General features: G+C 68.6%; 12 protein-coding genes. 4 read left to right on the top strand and 8 right to left on the bottom strand.

Annotation, left to right across the window (positions count from 1 at the left end; translation table 11 throughout):
• The coding region (groEL, locus tag HY726_21945; protein ID MBI4611660.1) for a chaperonin GroEL at window positions 1-239 on the bottom strand (239 nt) is incomplete at its 3' end.
• A 61-nt stretch (window positions 240-300) separates the two neighbouring features.
• Window positions 301-591, bottom strand: a complete 291-nt coding sequence (gene groES / locus HY726_21940; protein MBI4611659.1) for a co-chaperone GroES — start codon at window positions 589-591, stop codon at window positions 301-303.
• 226 nt (window positions 592-817) lie between these two features.
• On the opposite strand from groES, the gene HY726_21935 reads away from it, so the two are divergent.
• Entirely contained in the window at window positions 818-1,795 is a 978-nt protein-coding gene (locus tag HY726_21935) for a D-glycerate dehydrogenase (protein MBI4611658.1), read from the top strand.
• A 113-nt stretch (window positions 1,796-1,908) separates the two neighbouring features.
• Complete coding sequence (locus HY726_21930; protein ID MBI4611657.1) at window positions 1,909-2,970, top strand: ABC transporter ATP-binding protein; 1,062 nt, start codon at window positions 1,909-1,911, stop codon at window positions 2,968-2,970.
• A 356-nt stretch (window positions 2,971-3,326) separates the two neighbouring features.
• On the opposite strand, the gene HY726_21925 is transcribed toward HY726_21930, so the two are convergent.
• The 5 genes from HY726_21925 to HY726_21905 all read right to left on the bottom strand — a co-directional run bounded on the left by HY726_21925 (window position 3,327) and on the right by HY726_21905 (window position 11,300).
• Complete coding sequence (locus HY726_21925; GenBank protein ID MBI4611656.1) at window positions 3,327-5,393, bottom strand: DUF3488 domain-containing protein; 2,067 nt, start codon at window positions 5,391-5,393, stop codon at window positions 3,327-3,329.
• 2 nt (window positions 5,394-5,395) lie between these two features.
• A complete protein-coding gene (locus tag HY726_21920) occupies window positions 5,396-6,259 on the bottom strand; it encodes a DUF58 domain-containing protein (GenBank protein ID MBI4611655.1) in 864 nt (287 codons plus the stop codon).
• Between the two features lie 474 nt (window positions 6,260-6,733).
• On the bottom strand, window positions 6,734-7,672 hold the full coding sequence (locus tag HY726_21915; protein MBI4611654.1) for a MoxR family ATPase: 939 nt from the start codon (window positions 7,670-7,672) through the stop codon (window positions 6,734-6,736).
• 70 nt (window positions 7,673-7,742) lie between these two features.
• Window positions 7,743-8,906 carry a ribonuclease H-like domain-containing protein gene (locus HY726_21910; protein MBI4611653.1) on the bottom strand — a complete coding sequence of 388 codons (1,164 nt, stop codon included), beginning with the start codon at window positions 8,904-8,906 and terminating at the stop codon, window positions 7,743-7,745.
• A 12-nt stretch (window positions 8,907-8,918) separates the two neighbouring features.
• Window positions 8,919-11,300, bottom strand: a complete 2,382-nt coding sequence (locus HY726_21905; GenBank protein ID MBI4611652.1) for a DEAD/DEAH box helicase — start codon at window positions 11,298-11,300, stop codon at window positions 8,919-8,921.
• Window positions 11,301-11,356: 56 nt separating this feature from the next.
• Here HY726_21905 and HY726_21900 point away from each other — a divergent pair, with 56 nt between their 5' ends.
• Both HY726_21900 and HY726_21895 read left to right on the top strand, forming a co-directional pair.
• Window positions 11,357-11,956 (top strand): VanZ family protein, encoded by a 600-nt coding sequence (locus HY726_21900; GenBank protein MBI4611651.1) that lies wholly within the window; start codon window positions 11,357-11,359, stop codon window positions 11,954-11,956.
• A gap of 58 nt (window positions 11,957-12,014) precedes the next feature.
• The gene (locus HY726_21895; GenBank protein MBI4611650.1) at window positions 12,015-12,224 is read left to right on the top strand and encodes a hypothetical protein; all 210 of its coding nucleotides are present in this window, start codon (window positions 12,015-12,017) and stop codon (window positions 12,222-12,224) included.
• Window positions 12,225-12,493: 269 nt separating this feature from the next.
• Here HY726_21895 and HY726_21890 read toward each other — a convergent pair whose 3' ends face one another.
• Complete coding sequence (locus HY726_21890; protein MBI4611649.1) at window positions 12,494-12,907, bottom strand: PIN domain-containing protein; 414 nt, start codon at window positions 12,905-12,907, stop codon at window positions 12,494-12,496.
• Window positions 12,908-13,025 lie beyond the last annotated feature (118 nt).

Here is a 13,025-nt window from a genome sequence, read left to right as displayed (position 1 = left end):
GTCTTGGAGGCCACCTCCTTGATCATCTGGGCCCCCATGTCCTCGTTGTTGTCTTTCAGCTCGATCTCCTTGGCGACGGTGACGCCGTCCTTGGTGATGGTGGGGCTTCCGAACTTCTTGTCGATGACGACGTTGCGTCCCTTGGGCCCCAGGGTGGCCTTCACTGCCGACGCCATGATGTTGACACCGCGGAGCAGGGCCGCCCGGGCCTCATCGTTGAACAAGAGCTGTTTTGGCATAGCCTCCTCCTCCTCGCCTGTGAGGAATTTTGCCGGGCCGCTTCACGGCCTGGCCGCATGATTATTCAAGAATTCCGAGAATATCCTCTTCCCGAAGGATCAGGTACTCCTCGTCCTCGATCTTGACCTCGGACCCCGCGTACTTGCCGAAAAGCACCTGGTCGCCCGCCTTCACGTCCAGGGGGACCCGCTTGCCGTTTTCGAGCATCTTGCCATCGCCCACCGCGATGACTTTTCCCCTCTGGGGCTTCTCTTTCGCACTGTCCGGGATGATAATGCCCCCGCGGCGCTCTTCCTCCTGTTCCTCCAAGCGCTTGAGAAGGATGCGATCGTGCAACGGACGAATCTTCATCTTGGGCTCCCTCCTTTGGGTGGTTTGGGATGTTTCACGGGAATTTTAGCACTCACCTGAAGCGAGTGCTAATATAGCCCGGCCGGATAAGGGAATCAAGGCAATAATTGAAGCGAAAGAAGCCGAACTCGGCAGCCCACTGGATGTTTACGAGAATTTTCTAGTATTTTTGACTTTTGCCTCTATAAATTCGAGGAATCTCTTAAATTTTCAAGCGAGGTAAGCGATGAAGCCAGTGATCCTGATCTCCAGGCCCCTACCGGAGGAAGCCCTGGTCATTGCCCGCCAGCGGGCGGAGGTGGACCTCCACGCCGGGGCCGACCCCTTGCCCCGGGCTGAACTGCTCACCCGGCTCAAAGACAAAGAGGGGCTCGTGGCCATGGTCAGCGAGAAGATCGACGAGGAGGTGCTGGCTGCGGCTCCCCGGCTCAAAGTGGTGGCCAACGTGGCGGTGGGCTACGACAACATTAACGTGGCCGCGTGCACCGCCCGGCGCGTCGTCGTGACGAACACCCCCGACGTCCTGACGGAGACCACGGCTGACTTCGCCTGGGCGCTCCTGATGGCCGTGGCCCGGCGGGTCGTCGAGGCGGACCAGTACGTGCGGACCGGCAAGTTCAGCCGCTGGGAGTTCATGGTCCTCCTCGGCAGCGACATCCAGGGGAAGACTCTCGGCATCCTGGGCTTCGGGAGGATCGGCAGGGCGGTGGCGCGCCGCGCCCGCGGGTTCAACATGCGGACCCTCTACCACGACGTCGTGCGGGCCGACGCCGCCGCAGAACGGGAGCTGGGGGCGACCTTCGCCGATAAGGCGACGCTGCTCAGGGAATCGGACTTCGTGACCCTCCACACCCTGCTCACGCCCCACACCCGCCACCTGATCGACATCGCCGAGCTGAAGCAGATGAAGCGGACCGCCTACCTCATCAACGCGGCGCGGGGACCGATCGTGAACGAGGCCGCGCTGGTCCAGGCGCTCCGCGAGGGCTGGATCGCGGGGGCGGGGCTCGACGTCTACGAGGAAGAGCCTAAGGTCCACCCCGGGCTCCTGGGCCTCCCGAACGTGGTCCTCGCGCCGCACATCGCCAGCGCCTCCGCCGAGACGCGGGTCAAAATGGCCACGCTGGCGGTGGAGAACTGCCTGGCGGTGCTCGAGGGAAACCCGCCGCTCACGCCGGTGAATCCGGAGGCCCTCCGAGCCTGACACCGGATGCGCTAACCTAGGGAGGGGCTGAAAAACTCCATTCGAATGCGCCAATCGTCCACCCGCACACGGCCGAAGCGCTCCGAGCGCGCACCCGAGGACCTCTAGGAGCTATGCGCCTCCTCGAGCTCCAGGACGTCACGAAGCGCTACGCGCCCGACCCGCCGCCCGCCGTCGATCGTCTCACGCTCGCGGTGGAGCAGGGGGAGATTCTGGTCCTCCTCGGGCCGTCGGGGTGCGGGAAGACGACGACGCTCAGGCTGGTCGCCGGCTTCGAGGTCCCTGACGCGGGCTCCGTGGTGATCCGCGGAGCGGTCATGGCGGGGCCGGGGCGGTGGAGCCCCCCGGAGGAGCGGGGGGTCGGCGTGGTGTTCCAGGACTACGCGCTCTTCCCGCACCTCACCGTGGCGGACAACGTCGCGTTCGGCCTGAACAGCCTGGACCGCTCGGCCCGGAAAAAGCAGGTCACGCTGACCCTGGAGCTCGTCGGCCTCGAGGCCTTCGCGACGCGCTACCCCCACGAGCTCTCGGGCGGCCAGCAGCAGCGCGTGGCGCTGGCCCGCGCCCTCGCCCCCGCGCCCGCGTTGATCCTCCTCGATGAGCCGTTCTCCAACCTGGACGCCGACCTCCGCGCCCAACTGAGGGAAGAGGTCGAGAAGATCCTCAGGAACACGGGCACGACAGCGATCTTCGTCACCCACGACCAGGAAGAGGCCTTCACGCTGGCCGACCGGGTGGGCGTCCTGAACCAGGGCCGGCTGGAACAGCTCGATAGGCCTGAGCAGATCTACCACCACCCCGCCACCCGCTTCGTTGCCGAGTTCGTGGGGGCCGCGGACTTCCTCCCGGGCGTGGTCACAGCCGAAGGGATCGCCACCGAGCTCGGGGTCTTCGCTCATAGGGACGGCCCCGGGGTCGGCGAGAGGGTGGAGGTCATGATCCGGCCCGACGACATCACCTTCGACCCCCACCCCGACGGTGAGAGCACCATCGTCCACCGCCACTTCCGCGGCTCGGAGAACCTCTACTGCATCCGGCTCCCCTCAGGCCATCTCGTCCACTCCTCGCAGCCGTCGTCAGCCTTCTTCCCCCCAGGGACCCAGGTCCGGGCTGAAGCCCACGTCATCCATGTCGTGACATTCCCGGCGGACGTCCGGCCGCTCCAGCACGAGTAGGACAATCGGAGGGGGCCTCGACGGCCCCCTCCGAGGCCTCCCCCAGGAATCGGTTGCGCGGGCGAAGCCCGCGCTCGAAGGACATTACCCTGACACGCTAGTCGTCGGGATGTCGGCGGCGGCCCTGTCAGCGCCGCTGGACCGGTGGTGCGCCCTCCGATGCGTGACGCCGGGCGCTACGCGGCTGTCCGAATAAGCACATTCGAGCGCCCACCCACGGCTACGCCGTGGGTACCCGGCCGGCGCAATTAACTCGGGCCTCGCGCGGCGGCGGGCCTGCCTGGCGGCATGGCCGGACCCCGCCACGCTCGAACTGCGGGGGAGGTTCGGAAGGGGGGCGAAGCCCCCCTTCCGAGTCAACTACGCGGCGGAAGCGACTCTACGAGCGCGAGGAGCCGTCGCTCTTCCTCCGAGCCGACCGGCGCATCGCCAAAACGGGCCCGCTCGTACCCGGCGGTGACCTCCCGCAGCGCGACGCCGAAGTCGGGAACGGCGAGGCTCGCCCGTGAGGCAAACTCGCGCGCGGTCTCTGACGGGCGCGGGACGAGCGCGGCCCGGGAGAGCTTCTTCAAGAGGGCGTCATAGGCCCGGAAGCGGCGGGGCGGCATGAGGGCGCGGCGGTGGGCGGACCGCCCGCTGGCCCGTCTGACCCCTGCGGCCAGGAGAAACGCCACCCCGAGCACACCGGCCACCAGCATCCAGCGGTCCCACGCTTGCCACTCCGTTGACAGCCATGCCCGCGACACGGCCCGCCGCCACTGGAAGGTGTGGCGACGGATGGCGGCGGCGGCCCCGATCTGGTCGAGCAGGCTCCAGTTCACGATGTAGCGGTACCAGCGCATCCGGATCGAATCGAGGTAGTGGGAGAGTTGGCTCGTCAGGAAGGCGGCGTCGAGCTCGGCCCGGGGGGAAGGGTCGAGCGTCACCCAGCCGACGCCGGGCAGGTGCACCTCGACCCAGGAGTGGGCATCGCGCTGGCGGACCATGAAGTAGCCGCCGTAGGGGTTCCACTCTCCGAGCTGGAACCCGTTGACCACCCGGGCGGGAATCTCGAGCGTCCGGAGGAGCACGACCAGGCTCGCGGCGAAGAACTCGCAGTTGCCCGCGCGGCTCACGAACAGGAACTCCTCCAGCGGCGGGAGATCGCTCTGGCGCTTGAGGTCGAGCGTGTACTGAAACCTTCGCCGGAGATACTCGGTCAGGGCGACGGCGGCCTCATAGGGGTCGCGAGCCCCACGCGTGACGTCCCGGGCGAGCGCAGCGACGCGGGGCGACAGCCGGGGGAGCTGAAGGTAGCGCTCCCCGATCCCCTCCGGCACGGCTCCCGTGGGCGCGCGCGGGTCACGCCGGGGGTCCGGCTCGAGCTCAGAATAGGCGACGTAGCGCACCCGGGCGTTGGGGATGGAGAGGGCCGCGCTCTCCGTCGAGTCCACGAACAATTGGCCCGCCGGCAGGCTGACGCCGAGGAGCCGCGGGACGGCGAAGAGCGCATCGCTCCCGATCGGCTCGAGGTAGATCTCCTGGATCAGAAACCGGCCGCCATGGGGCGGCGCCAGGACGAACTGGCCGTCCGGGCCCCGGACGGCCGGCTTCCGATCGGGGCGGCTCACCCGCCATTCGCGGCCGTCGAAGTGATCGAACGCGACCCCGCGCCAGCGAAGCGCCGCCAGCACGTCCGGCGGCGGGGACCCGCCGGGGAAGCGCACCCGCATCACCACGGTAGGATCGGTCTGGATCGACCCGAAGCTGCCGAGGTCCACGCGGTTCGAGAACCCCGACAGTACCTGGCCGGCCCGCGCCTTGAGCGGCAGCGCGGCCTGGCCGATCCGCGGGATCACGAAGAAGATCACGAGGGTGAAGGCCATGGTGAGGGCTGACGCTGTCAGCACGACCGCGACGAAGGATGGCGCGATGAGCCACTGCCCTCCGAGCGTCGCGATCTGCTCGGGGCGGTACCGGGTGGTCTCGCCCAGAAGCTGGTAGAGGATGCAGCTCCAGATCCCGAGCACCAGGAACGCGGCGAGGATGAGCAGGAAGCCGAGGCTCACCGTGAGCGCCGCAGCGGCCACCAGCATGAAGAAGGTCAGGATGAACACGTCGCGGGCATCCCGCAAGCTCTGGCGGTTGTAGAGCTTGTAGCACGTGACGAACAGTAGGAGGTGAACGAAGCCGTCCAGGAGCGACTCGGCCAGGTAGAAAAGGTCGATCACGGCGAAGGCCGCGGCCCCGAGGGCGAGGACGCGCCAGAGCGCCGGGACGGCATCGCTCCATGCCCGGAGCCGGTCGCCCCACCAGCTCCCCACGACTGCCAGGAGAACGAGGGCGGCCCCGGCCGGCGAGAAGAGCCCTCCGACCACGAGGGCCGCGATCCCGTCCAGGACGAGGAGGTAGATCGAGACCTTGAACGCGAGCTGCAGCGACACGCTTACCCCGCAGCCGACCCGCCGAGGCTGATCCGGATCACGCGGACCGGAGATTCGAGGGGACGCAGGGATCCGGCATGGGGCGTGGCGCGGGTCGCCTCGGGAGCGCCCGGCCCGCCCCCGGCGTCCGAATCAAACAGGGCCAGCGCCTCCAGGATCCGCCTCAGCTGAGCGGGACCCGAGCCGCGCTGTACGTTGAGCCCGGGACCCACCAGCTCCACCTGGCCGCCCTCGGCGATCAGATGGGCGGCCAGCGAGGCTGCCCAGGAGAGCGCGCCCTCCACGCGATCGGGCTGGGCGGGCCCCGGGGCGGGCTCAAGGACCAAGCGAACCGCGAGGGCGGCCTCGGCCTCGAGCTCCCGGACCACGGGGCGATTGGTCTTGGCGCTCGACTTCCAGTGGATCAGGCGCGGATCGTCTCCCCAGCGGTAGTCGCGGAGGTTGTGGAGATCGGCGCCCTGGCCGACCTTCCGCCGCGGCTGGCTGCCGTCGCCCTCGAGGCCCCTGAGATCCTCGGGTGTCAACGGCCTGACTGCCGGGTAGACCAGCACCTCCTGGCGCAGGAGCGGGCGGCTCGCCTTGAGGAAGAGGCCGAAGGGGAAGCGGGTGACGACCCTGACCCTGGGGAGCTGGTGACGGCCGCGCCTCGGGAGCGTCTCCTCCGTCGTCACGAGCGTCTCCTGGCCGGGATCGAGCTTGGGAACGTAGGAGACCCGGACGCCCCCGCCCGCCACCGGGGGAGACTCGAGCGCGATCGAATAGGCGGAGAGCCACCGCTTGGTATTGGTGAGGGTGAGCCCGAAGAGCGCGGGTCGACCCGCGAAGATCTCGCTCGGTGTCAGCCGCGCGAGCCTGAGCCCGCGCATCGACTGCTCGGAGAGCACTCCAGAGGCGACGATCAGCCCCAGGAGGGTGGAGACGAGGAGGTAGAGGAGGTTATTGCCGGTGTTGGAGGCGGCCAGCCCAAGGGCCAGGGTCGCGAAGAGGAACCACCACCCTTCCCGCGTCGGCCGGATGGTGCGACGCGGGCGGATGAGAAGCCAGACGATCTCTTTCAGCCGGGTCGCCCGGGAAATGGTTTCACCTCGGTGGGACTAGGCGCGGTCCCAATTAACTCCGCCAAACAGTGCGAGTCGCCACGGGTGGCACGGCGAGCGGGGCGCCCCACGGCGCGGAGCGCACCGCGAGACCAGCACCACGCTTCGCACTCGGTGCCGGATGATCGCACAGTCTCGGGCTCGCGGGAGTGAGCACCGTGGGCACCCACGCCTTCGGCGCGGGTACCCGCGCCGGGACAGGACCCGTGGCGACCGGCATAGGCGAAACAAGTTGGAACTGCACTAGCGCGGAACCGGAATCTCCTGCAGGAGCGAGCGGATGACCGTCTCGGCTTCAACGGCCTCGCCACCCACCCGCTCCAGGCGCGAGCGCACCAGAACGCGATGGGCGAGGGCGGGGACGGCCAGCGCCTTGACGTCATCAGGGACGACGTAGCCGCGCCCGTCGGCCAGGGCGAGGGCCTGGGCGGCCCGGACCAGGGCCTGGGCCCCCCGCGGGCTCACGCCGAGCCCCAGGAGCGGCGTCCGGCGGGTCGCCTCGACCAGCGCCATCACGTAATCCAGGATCGAGTCGTCGAGCCTGATCTGCTGGGCGGAGGCCTGGAGCATGGCGACGTCGCCGGGAGAGAGCACCGGCTCTAGCTCCTGGATCGCCCCGAGCCCGCGCCAGCGCAGGATCGCCTTTTCGTCTACTGGTTCCGGATAGCCGATCCGGATCCTCAGGAGGAAACGGTCGAGCTGGGATTCGGGGAGCGGATGGGTCCCCTGGTACTCCATCGGGTTCTGGGTGGCGAGGACCATGAAGGGCTGGGGGAGCGGGTAGGTGTGGTGGTCGAGCGAGACCTGGAACTCGTTCATCGCCTCGAGGAGACCCGACTGGGTCTTGGGCGTGGTCCGGTTGATCTCGTCCGCCAGGACGACGTTGGCGAAGAGGGGGCCCGGCTTGAAGACGAACTCGCCGCTCTTCGGGTCGTAGACCGACACGCCCAGGATGTCCGACGGGAGGAGGTCGGAGGTGAACTGGATCCGCTGAAACGAGCAACCCAGCGAGCGGGCCAGCGCCTGGGCGAGCGTGGTCTTTCCGACGCCTGGGACATCCTCGATGAGGAGATGGCCCCGCGCCAGGAGCCCGACGACGGCCAGGCGCACGACCTCCGGCTTGCCCACCAGGGCCTGGCTGATGTTGACCTCGAGGCGATGGACCAGTTCAGCGGGATTCATGCGGACACCGCGTAACACAACCATCCTACCGCGCTATTCGGCGCCACGGCAACCGAGGCCCGGCGCGGGGTCAGGCGGGGGAGGCGCGCCCGTCTCCGAGACGGCGGGTGAGACGGGCCAGACGATAGGTCAGGCGCTCGATGACCAGCGGGTCGGCGGCGGCCGCGCGCGCCCGCCTGAGGGCTTCGGTCACGAGACACGACGCTCTGGGGACGTCGCGGCTCCGGTGCTCGTGGTACTTCGCCAGCTCCTCCCACGGACGAATGTGAAAGCCGGCCCCCGCGATCGCCGTCTCCCAGAGGGTGCAGGCCTCCTCCCAGCGGCGATCGCGCTTGGCCAGCTCGGCGAGCCGGAGGAGGAGCCGTCCGCGTGAGGGCTCAGGGAGGCGCCGGTCCAGGGCCGCCCGGTAACACCGCTGGCTCCGCTCGCCATCCCACGGCTCCCAGAGCCTCCCGAGCCCCGCGTACTCCTCGGCGCGGAGGGAGACGCCCTCCGGATCGCTGAGCGCCCGGCCCATCCACCCGGCCAGGGCCACGAGCGAGAGCACGTCCTGGCGGTTGTGGGCGAAGAGCTTCGGAAGCACAGCGGGGTGGCGCCGCCGCAGATAGTCGAAGTAAAGGCTCGGGATCAGCGCGCCCGGCACGTCGTCCGTCCGGCTGAGCCCGAGCGCGTGCGCCTCCACCGTCGTGAGCCGGCAGTCGGTGAGGCTTGAGCCCCAGACCCGCCGCGCGGCGGGGAGGAGGTCAAGGTGCCAGAGGCTCTCGGGCCAGGGACGGCGGGCCAGGACGAAGCGCGTCTCGAGGAGCGAGAGGTCGAAGGCGCGGCCATTGTACGTCACGACCCCCGCGAAGCGCGGGAGCAGCGCGTCGAGGGCCGCGAGCAGGGCGGGCTCCTCGTCCAGGTCCCTCATGAAGTACTGGTGGACGACGAAGCCCTCGCCGTCGAAGAAACCCACCCCCACCAGGAACACATACGTGCCCGTTCCGCCGGCGAGGCCCGTCGTCTCGGTATCGAGGTAGAGGAGCCGGTGGGGCGGCGGGCTCCCCTCCCGGCTCCGAGCGAGAAGACTCAGAACCTCCGGCGGGGGTTCGAGGGCAGCCGCGAGCGGGACGCTCCCCTCCCGGTGCAGGAGTGCGTACCGGCGGCGCGCGACGAGAATGGGCCCTTGGGGGGTCGGCTCCAAGCTGCCGCCGACCAGGGCTTCGGCTGCGTGAGAGCGCGCGGGGAGCGCCATCGGCAGGCTCCGTCAGGGAGCCAGCCGGTTCAGGATCGCGCTCGCGATGGCCTTGGCCCGGCGGCCGACCTCGTTGACGGGGCCGACGCACGAGGGGCACCCCCAGCGGCACGGGCAGGCCGTCAAGGTCTCGCGCGCCCGGCGAAGCAGATCGGGAAGCACGGAGAAGATCCCCTCGGCGAGGCCGAGCCCGCCGGGCTGGCTGTCGTAGAAGTACGCGGTCGGGGTGAACTCCGCCGCCGCGAGGAGACGCGCGCGCGCCGACTGGGCGGTCACGACCGGCGACCCGCCTGCGGGGGTGAGGTCGCCGAGCCAGGAGCCCAGGTCCCGGATGTCGCAGAGGATGAAGATCGGGGCGAGGTGGTGGAGGAGATAGGTGAGACCCCTGAGCCCGTCCACGACCTCCTCCCGGTTGGGAGAGATCCCGGCGAGGAAGCCCGGATCGAGGGTGAGCCAGCAGCCCGTGGTCTGCATCTCCTGCTGGGGAAGTTCAACCTCCCCTGAGCCCACGTTCTCGAGGGTCCCAAACTTGATCTTCTTGAATCCCACCACCTTCTCGGCGACCAGCACCTCCCCGTGCTCGGCCAAGAGCTCGGGTGAGGACCGCTCGGCGAAGCGCGCGAGGATCCAGACGCCCTTGGCTGTGATGGCGTCGGTGAAGTAGTCCACGCTCACCCGCTTGACGTACGCGACTTTCTCCTCGTCCTCCCGGTAGTGGAGCTCCTGGACCTCGAAGGGCTCCCCTTCCACCAGGTAGATGGCCTTCGGGTGGATCATGGCGAAGGCGCTCTTCCAGTCCACCTCGGCGATGATCTGCCGGCGCTTTTTCTCCCGGGCGTCGCGCGCGGCCGTGTCGATCACGAGAAAGTTGTCAGAGGTCACGGTCCTGAGCGAGATGTGGTCGGCGGGATAGCTCTCGGAAGTCCAGTGCCACTGCCCTCCCGCCTGGTGGAGAAGGCCGGCCTCCTCGAGCGCGCGGAGTTTCGCGCCGACCTCGAGGGCGCCGAAGCGCGCCTCGGCGTCGAAGGGAAGCTCAAAGGCCGCGCACTTCAGGTGGCTGACCAGGATGTGGGGGTTCTCGGGGTTGACCCGTGCGTGCTCGGGCGGACTCCCGAAGAGGTAGTCCGGGTGAGTCACCATGAACTGGTCGAGCGGCGCGCTGCTGGCGACGAAGAGGGCTGCCCCCGGCCCGCTCCGCCGTCCCGCGCGGCCGGCCTGCTGCCAGAGCGAGGCGATCGTCCCCGGGTAGCCGGCGAGGACGGCCACGTCGAGGTGACCGATGTCCACGCCGAGCTCCAGCGCGCTCGTGGAGACGACGCCGCGGACCTCCCCGCTCCGGAGACCGCGCTCCACCTCGCGGCGCCGCGTCGGCAAGTACCCGCCCCGGTAGCCGCGGACGATTCCGGAGTCCCCTGTCCTGTCCTCGACCGCCTTCTTGATGGTCGAGAGCAGGACCTCGGCAGCGAGCCGGCTCTGGGCGAAGACGATGGTGGCGATCTCCTCGCGGAGGAAACGCACGGCCAGGCGGCCGGCTTCACCCAGATAGGGCGCCCGGATCCCGAGCTCGGGGTTGACAACGGGGGGGTTGTAGCAGACGAAGAGCTTCTCCCCGGACGGCGCGCCGCTCTCGGCGATCTCCTCCACGGGCTCGCCGATCAGCCGCTCGGCCAACTCCCGCGGGTTGGCGATGGTGGCGGAGGCCATGATGAACTGCGGGGTCGAGCCGTAGTGGGCCGCGATCCGCTTGAGGCGCCGGAGGACGTTGGCCAGGTGGCTCCCGAAGACGCCGCGGTAGGCGTGAAGCTCGTCGATCACCACGTAGCGCAGGTTCTGGAAGAGGTTCAGCCACTTCGTGTGGTGGGGGAGGATCCCGGAGTGGAGCATGTCGGGGTTCGTGAGGACCAGGTTGGCGCGGGCCCGGACGGCGCGACGCGCGTCCTGAGGAGTGTCGCCGTCGTAGGTGAACATCCTGAGGTTCGGCAGCGCCCGCGCCAGCGCCTCCAGCTCGGCCAGCTGGTCCTGGGCCAGGGCCTTGGTCGGGAAGAGGTAGAGGACCCGGGCTTCGGGCCGCTGGAGAAGCCCCTGGAGGACCGGGAGGTTGTAGCAGAGGGTCTTCCCCGAAGCCGTGGGCGTCACGACGACGACGTGGTGGCCTTTCTCGACCAGCTCGAAGGCGCGCGCCTGGTGGGAGTAGAGCTGGGTGATGCCGCGGGACCTGAGCGCCTGGGTCAGGCGCGGATCGAGGCTCGCGGGAGAGTCGGCCCAGACGGCGGGTCGAGCGGGAAAGTGACGCGTCGCGGTGACGGCGCTCCCCGTCTCCGGGGAGGTCAGGAGTCGATCGAGGAGCTCTCCGAGCGGCCGATCCGTCACCGAGCCTCCCGAAATTTTTCCCATCTTAGGGACCGCGCCCCGAGGTTGTCAACTTTCGCGCCCTCGTGTATCCCTGGACCATGCGCCTCCGACGCTGGATCCCTCCGGTCGTCTGGATGGCGCTGATCTATGTCGGCTCGACGGCGAGCTTCAGCGCCGAAGCCACGGGGCCCGTGATCCTCCCCGTGCTGGGCGCGCTGCTCCCGTGGGCTGACCCGGCCCAGCTCGACTTTCTCCACGCGGCGCTTCGGAAGGCCGCGCACGTCGCCGAGTACGGAATCCTCGCGTGGCTCTGGCTCCGCGCCCTCGCCGCGGCTCCCACCGCGCGCGCTGGCGGCCCCGGCGGCCGGCATACCCTCGCGGCGCTCGCGATCTCGATCGCCTACGCCACCCTCGACGAGCTCCACCAGCGCTGGACCGGAGCCCGGGCGGGGAGCCTCCTGGACGTGTTCTGGGATGCGGCCGGCGCCTCGCTCGGCGTCGCGGTGATCCGGTTCGGCTGGCAGACGGTCGTGGGGGGCCTCACGACGACCCTCTTCTGGATCGCGGCGGCCGGCGGCACGCTCCTCCTGCTCCTGCACCTCTTGACCGGCACGCCTGGCCGCTGGCTCTGGCTCAGCGCGCCTCTGGCCTGGATCGCGCTCTGGGCGTGGCGTCGCCGGCGCCGGCCCGCCCCGTAACGCCAGGGGCCGTCGGGTCCCGGCTTATAGGTCATTGCGCGTCGGGCTCCGGCCTTTCGTGCGCCCCTACATCGTGATCTTCAAGCCCGTGACCTACCGGTCCGATGGCAAGCCCAAGGGCAACGTGGATGCGGAGCTCGTGCTGCAGGCGATGATCGATTTCCCCCGGTATGAAAAAGCCGTCATTGTTACCAATGACGGCGATTCCCACTGTTTTAGTGCGCTACCTGGCCGAGAAAAGGAAGCTGGAGCGCGTGTTGAGCCCTAATCGAGCTTGGTGTTCCGCGCTCCTGAAGAAAGCGGCAGGAGCGCGGATTGACTTTCTGGAGGATGCGAGGAAAAAGATCGAGTACCGAAAAGTATGAAGGGGAACCCCGTCAGGACGGCACCTGAAAGCGTTCCCCTCCCTCTGGAACCTGCTCTATCATACTCGCCAGCGCCTGCTTGTCAATACCCACCCTCGCCGGCCCGCGCCATAACGCCGCCGTGAGCGGTTGGAACTCCTGTTCGGCTAGTGGACTGAAGTTGTTGTCGCAGTCAGCGCGGTCGGTGTGGCGTCCAATCGTCGGTGGTCAGCGGGAGAATACCCTTCATTTTCTCGAAGTCAGCATCGCAGTGCGCGAGCGGGACTTTGTTGTCGATCGCTACGGTGGCGATCAGGCAATCGGCCGCAGTCACCGAGATCCCCCGTTTCCTAAGACGAGCCGCGTTCGCCCACGCATGCTCCCAGGAGGTGGAGTACCAGAAATTGAGCCGCCGGACCGGCTGGAACCACGCCAACAGAGTCTCCTGTGATTCGGACTTACGCAGACCGGTGATCAACTCCAGGAGGATCCATTCACTCACCGCAGCCTCGCCCGCGATGATGAGCGGTCGAAGGCGCGCCCTGATCTCAGGGTTACCTTTAGGGCGAAGGGCGTGAACCCAGACCGACGTATCAACGAGGTACATTCCCCACTCGCTTTCGGCGGTGACGTCGGAGTTTCTCGGGGGTCAGATCCAGTTCGATCTTGCCGAGGTTGTCGGCGAGATCCCGAAGCTGCCGCTGACGCTTCACGAACTCCATGCT

It is taken from the genome of Candidatus Rokuibacteriota bacterium, from assembly GCA_016209385.1.
Classification (GTDB): domain Bacteria; phylum Methylomirabilota; class Methylomirabilia; order Rokubacteriales; family CSP1-6; genus JACQWB01.
The sequence above is the reverse complement of the archived record's forward strand: the minus strand, read 5'-3'. Positions and strand labels throughout refer to the sequence as shown.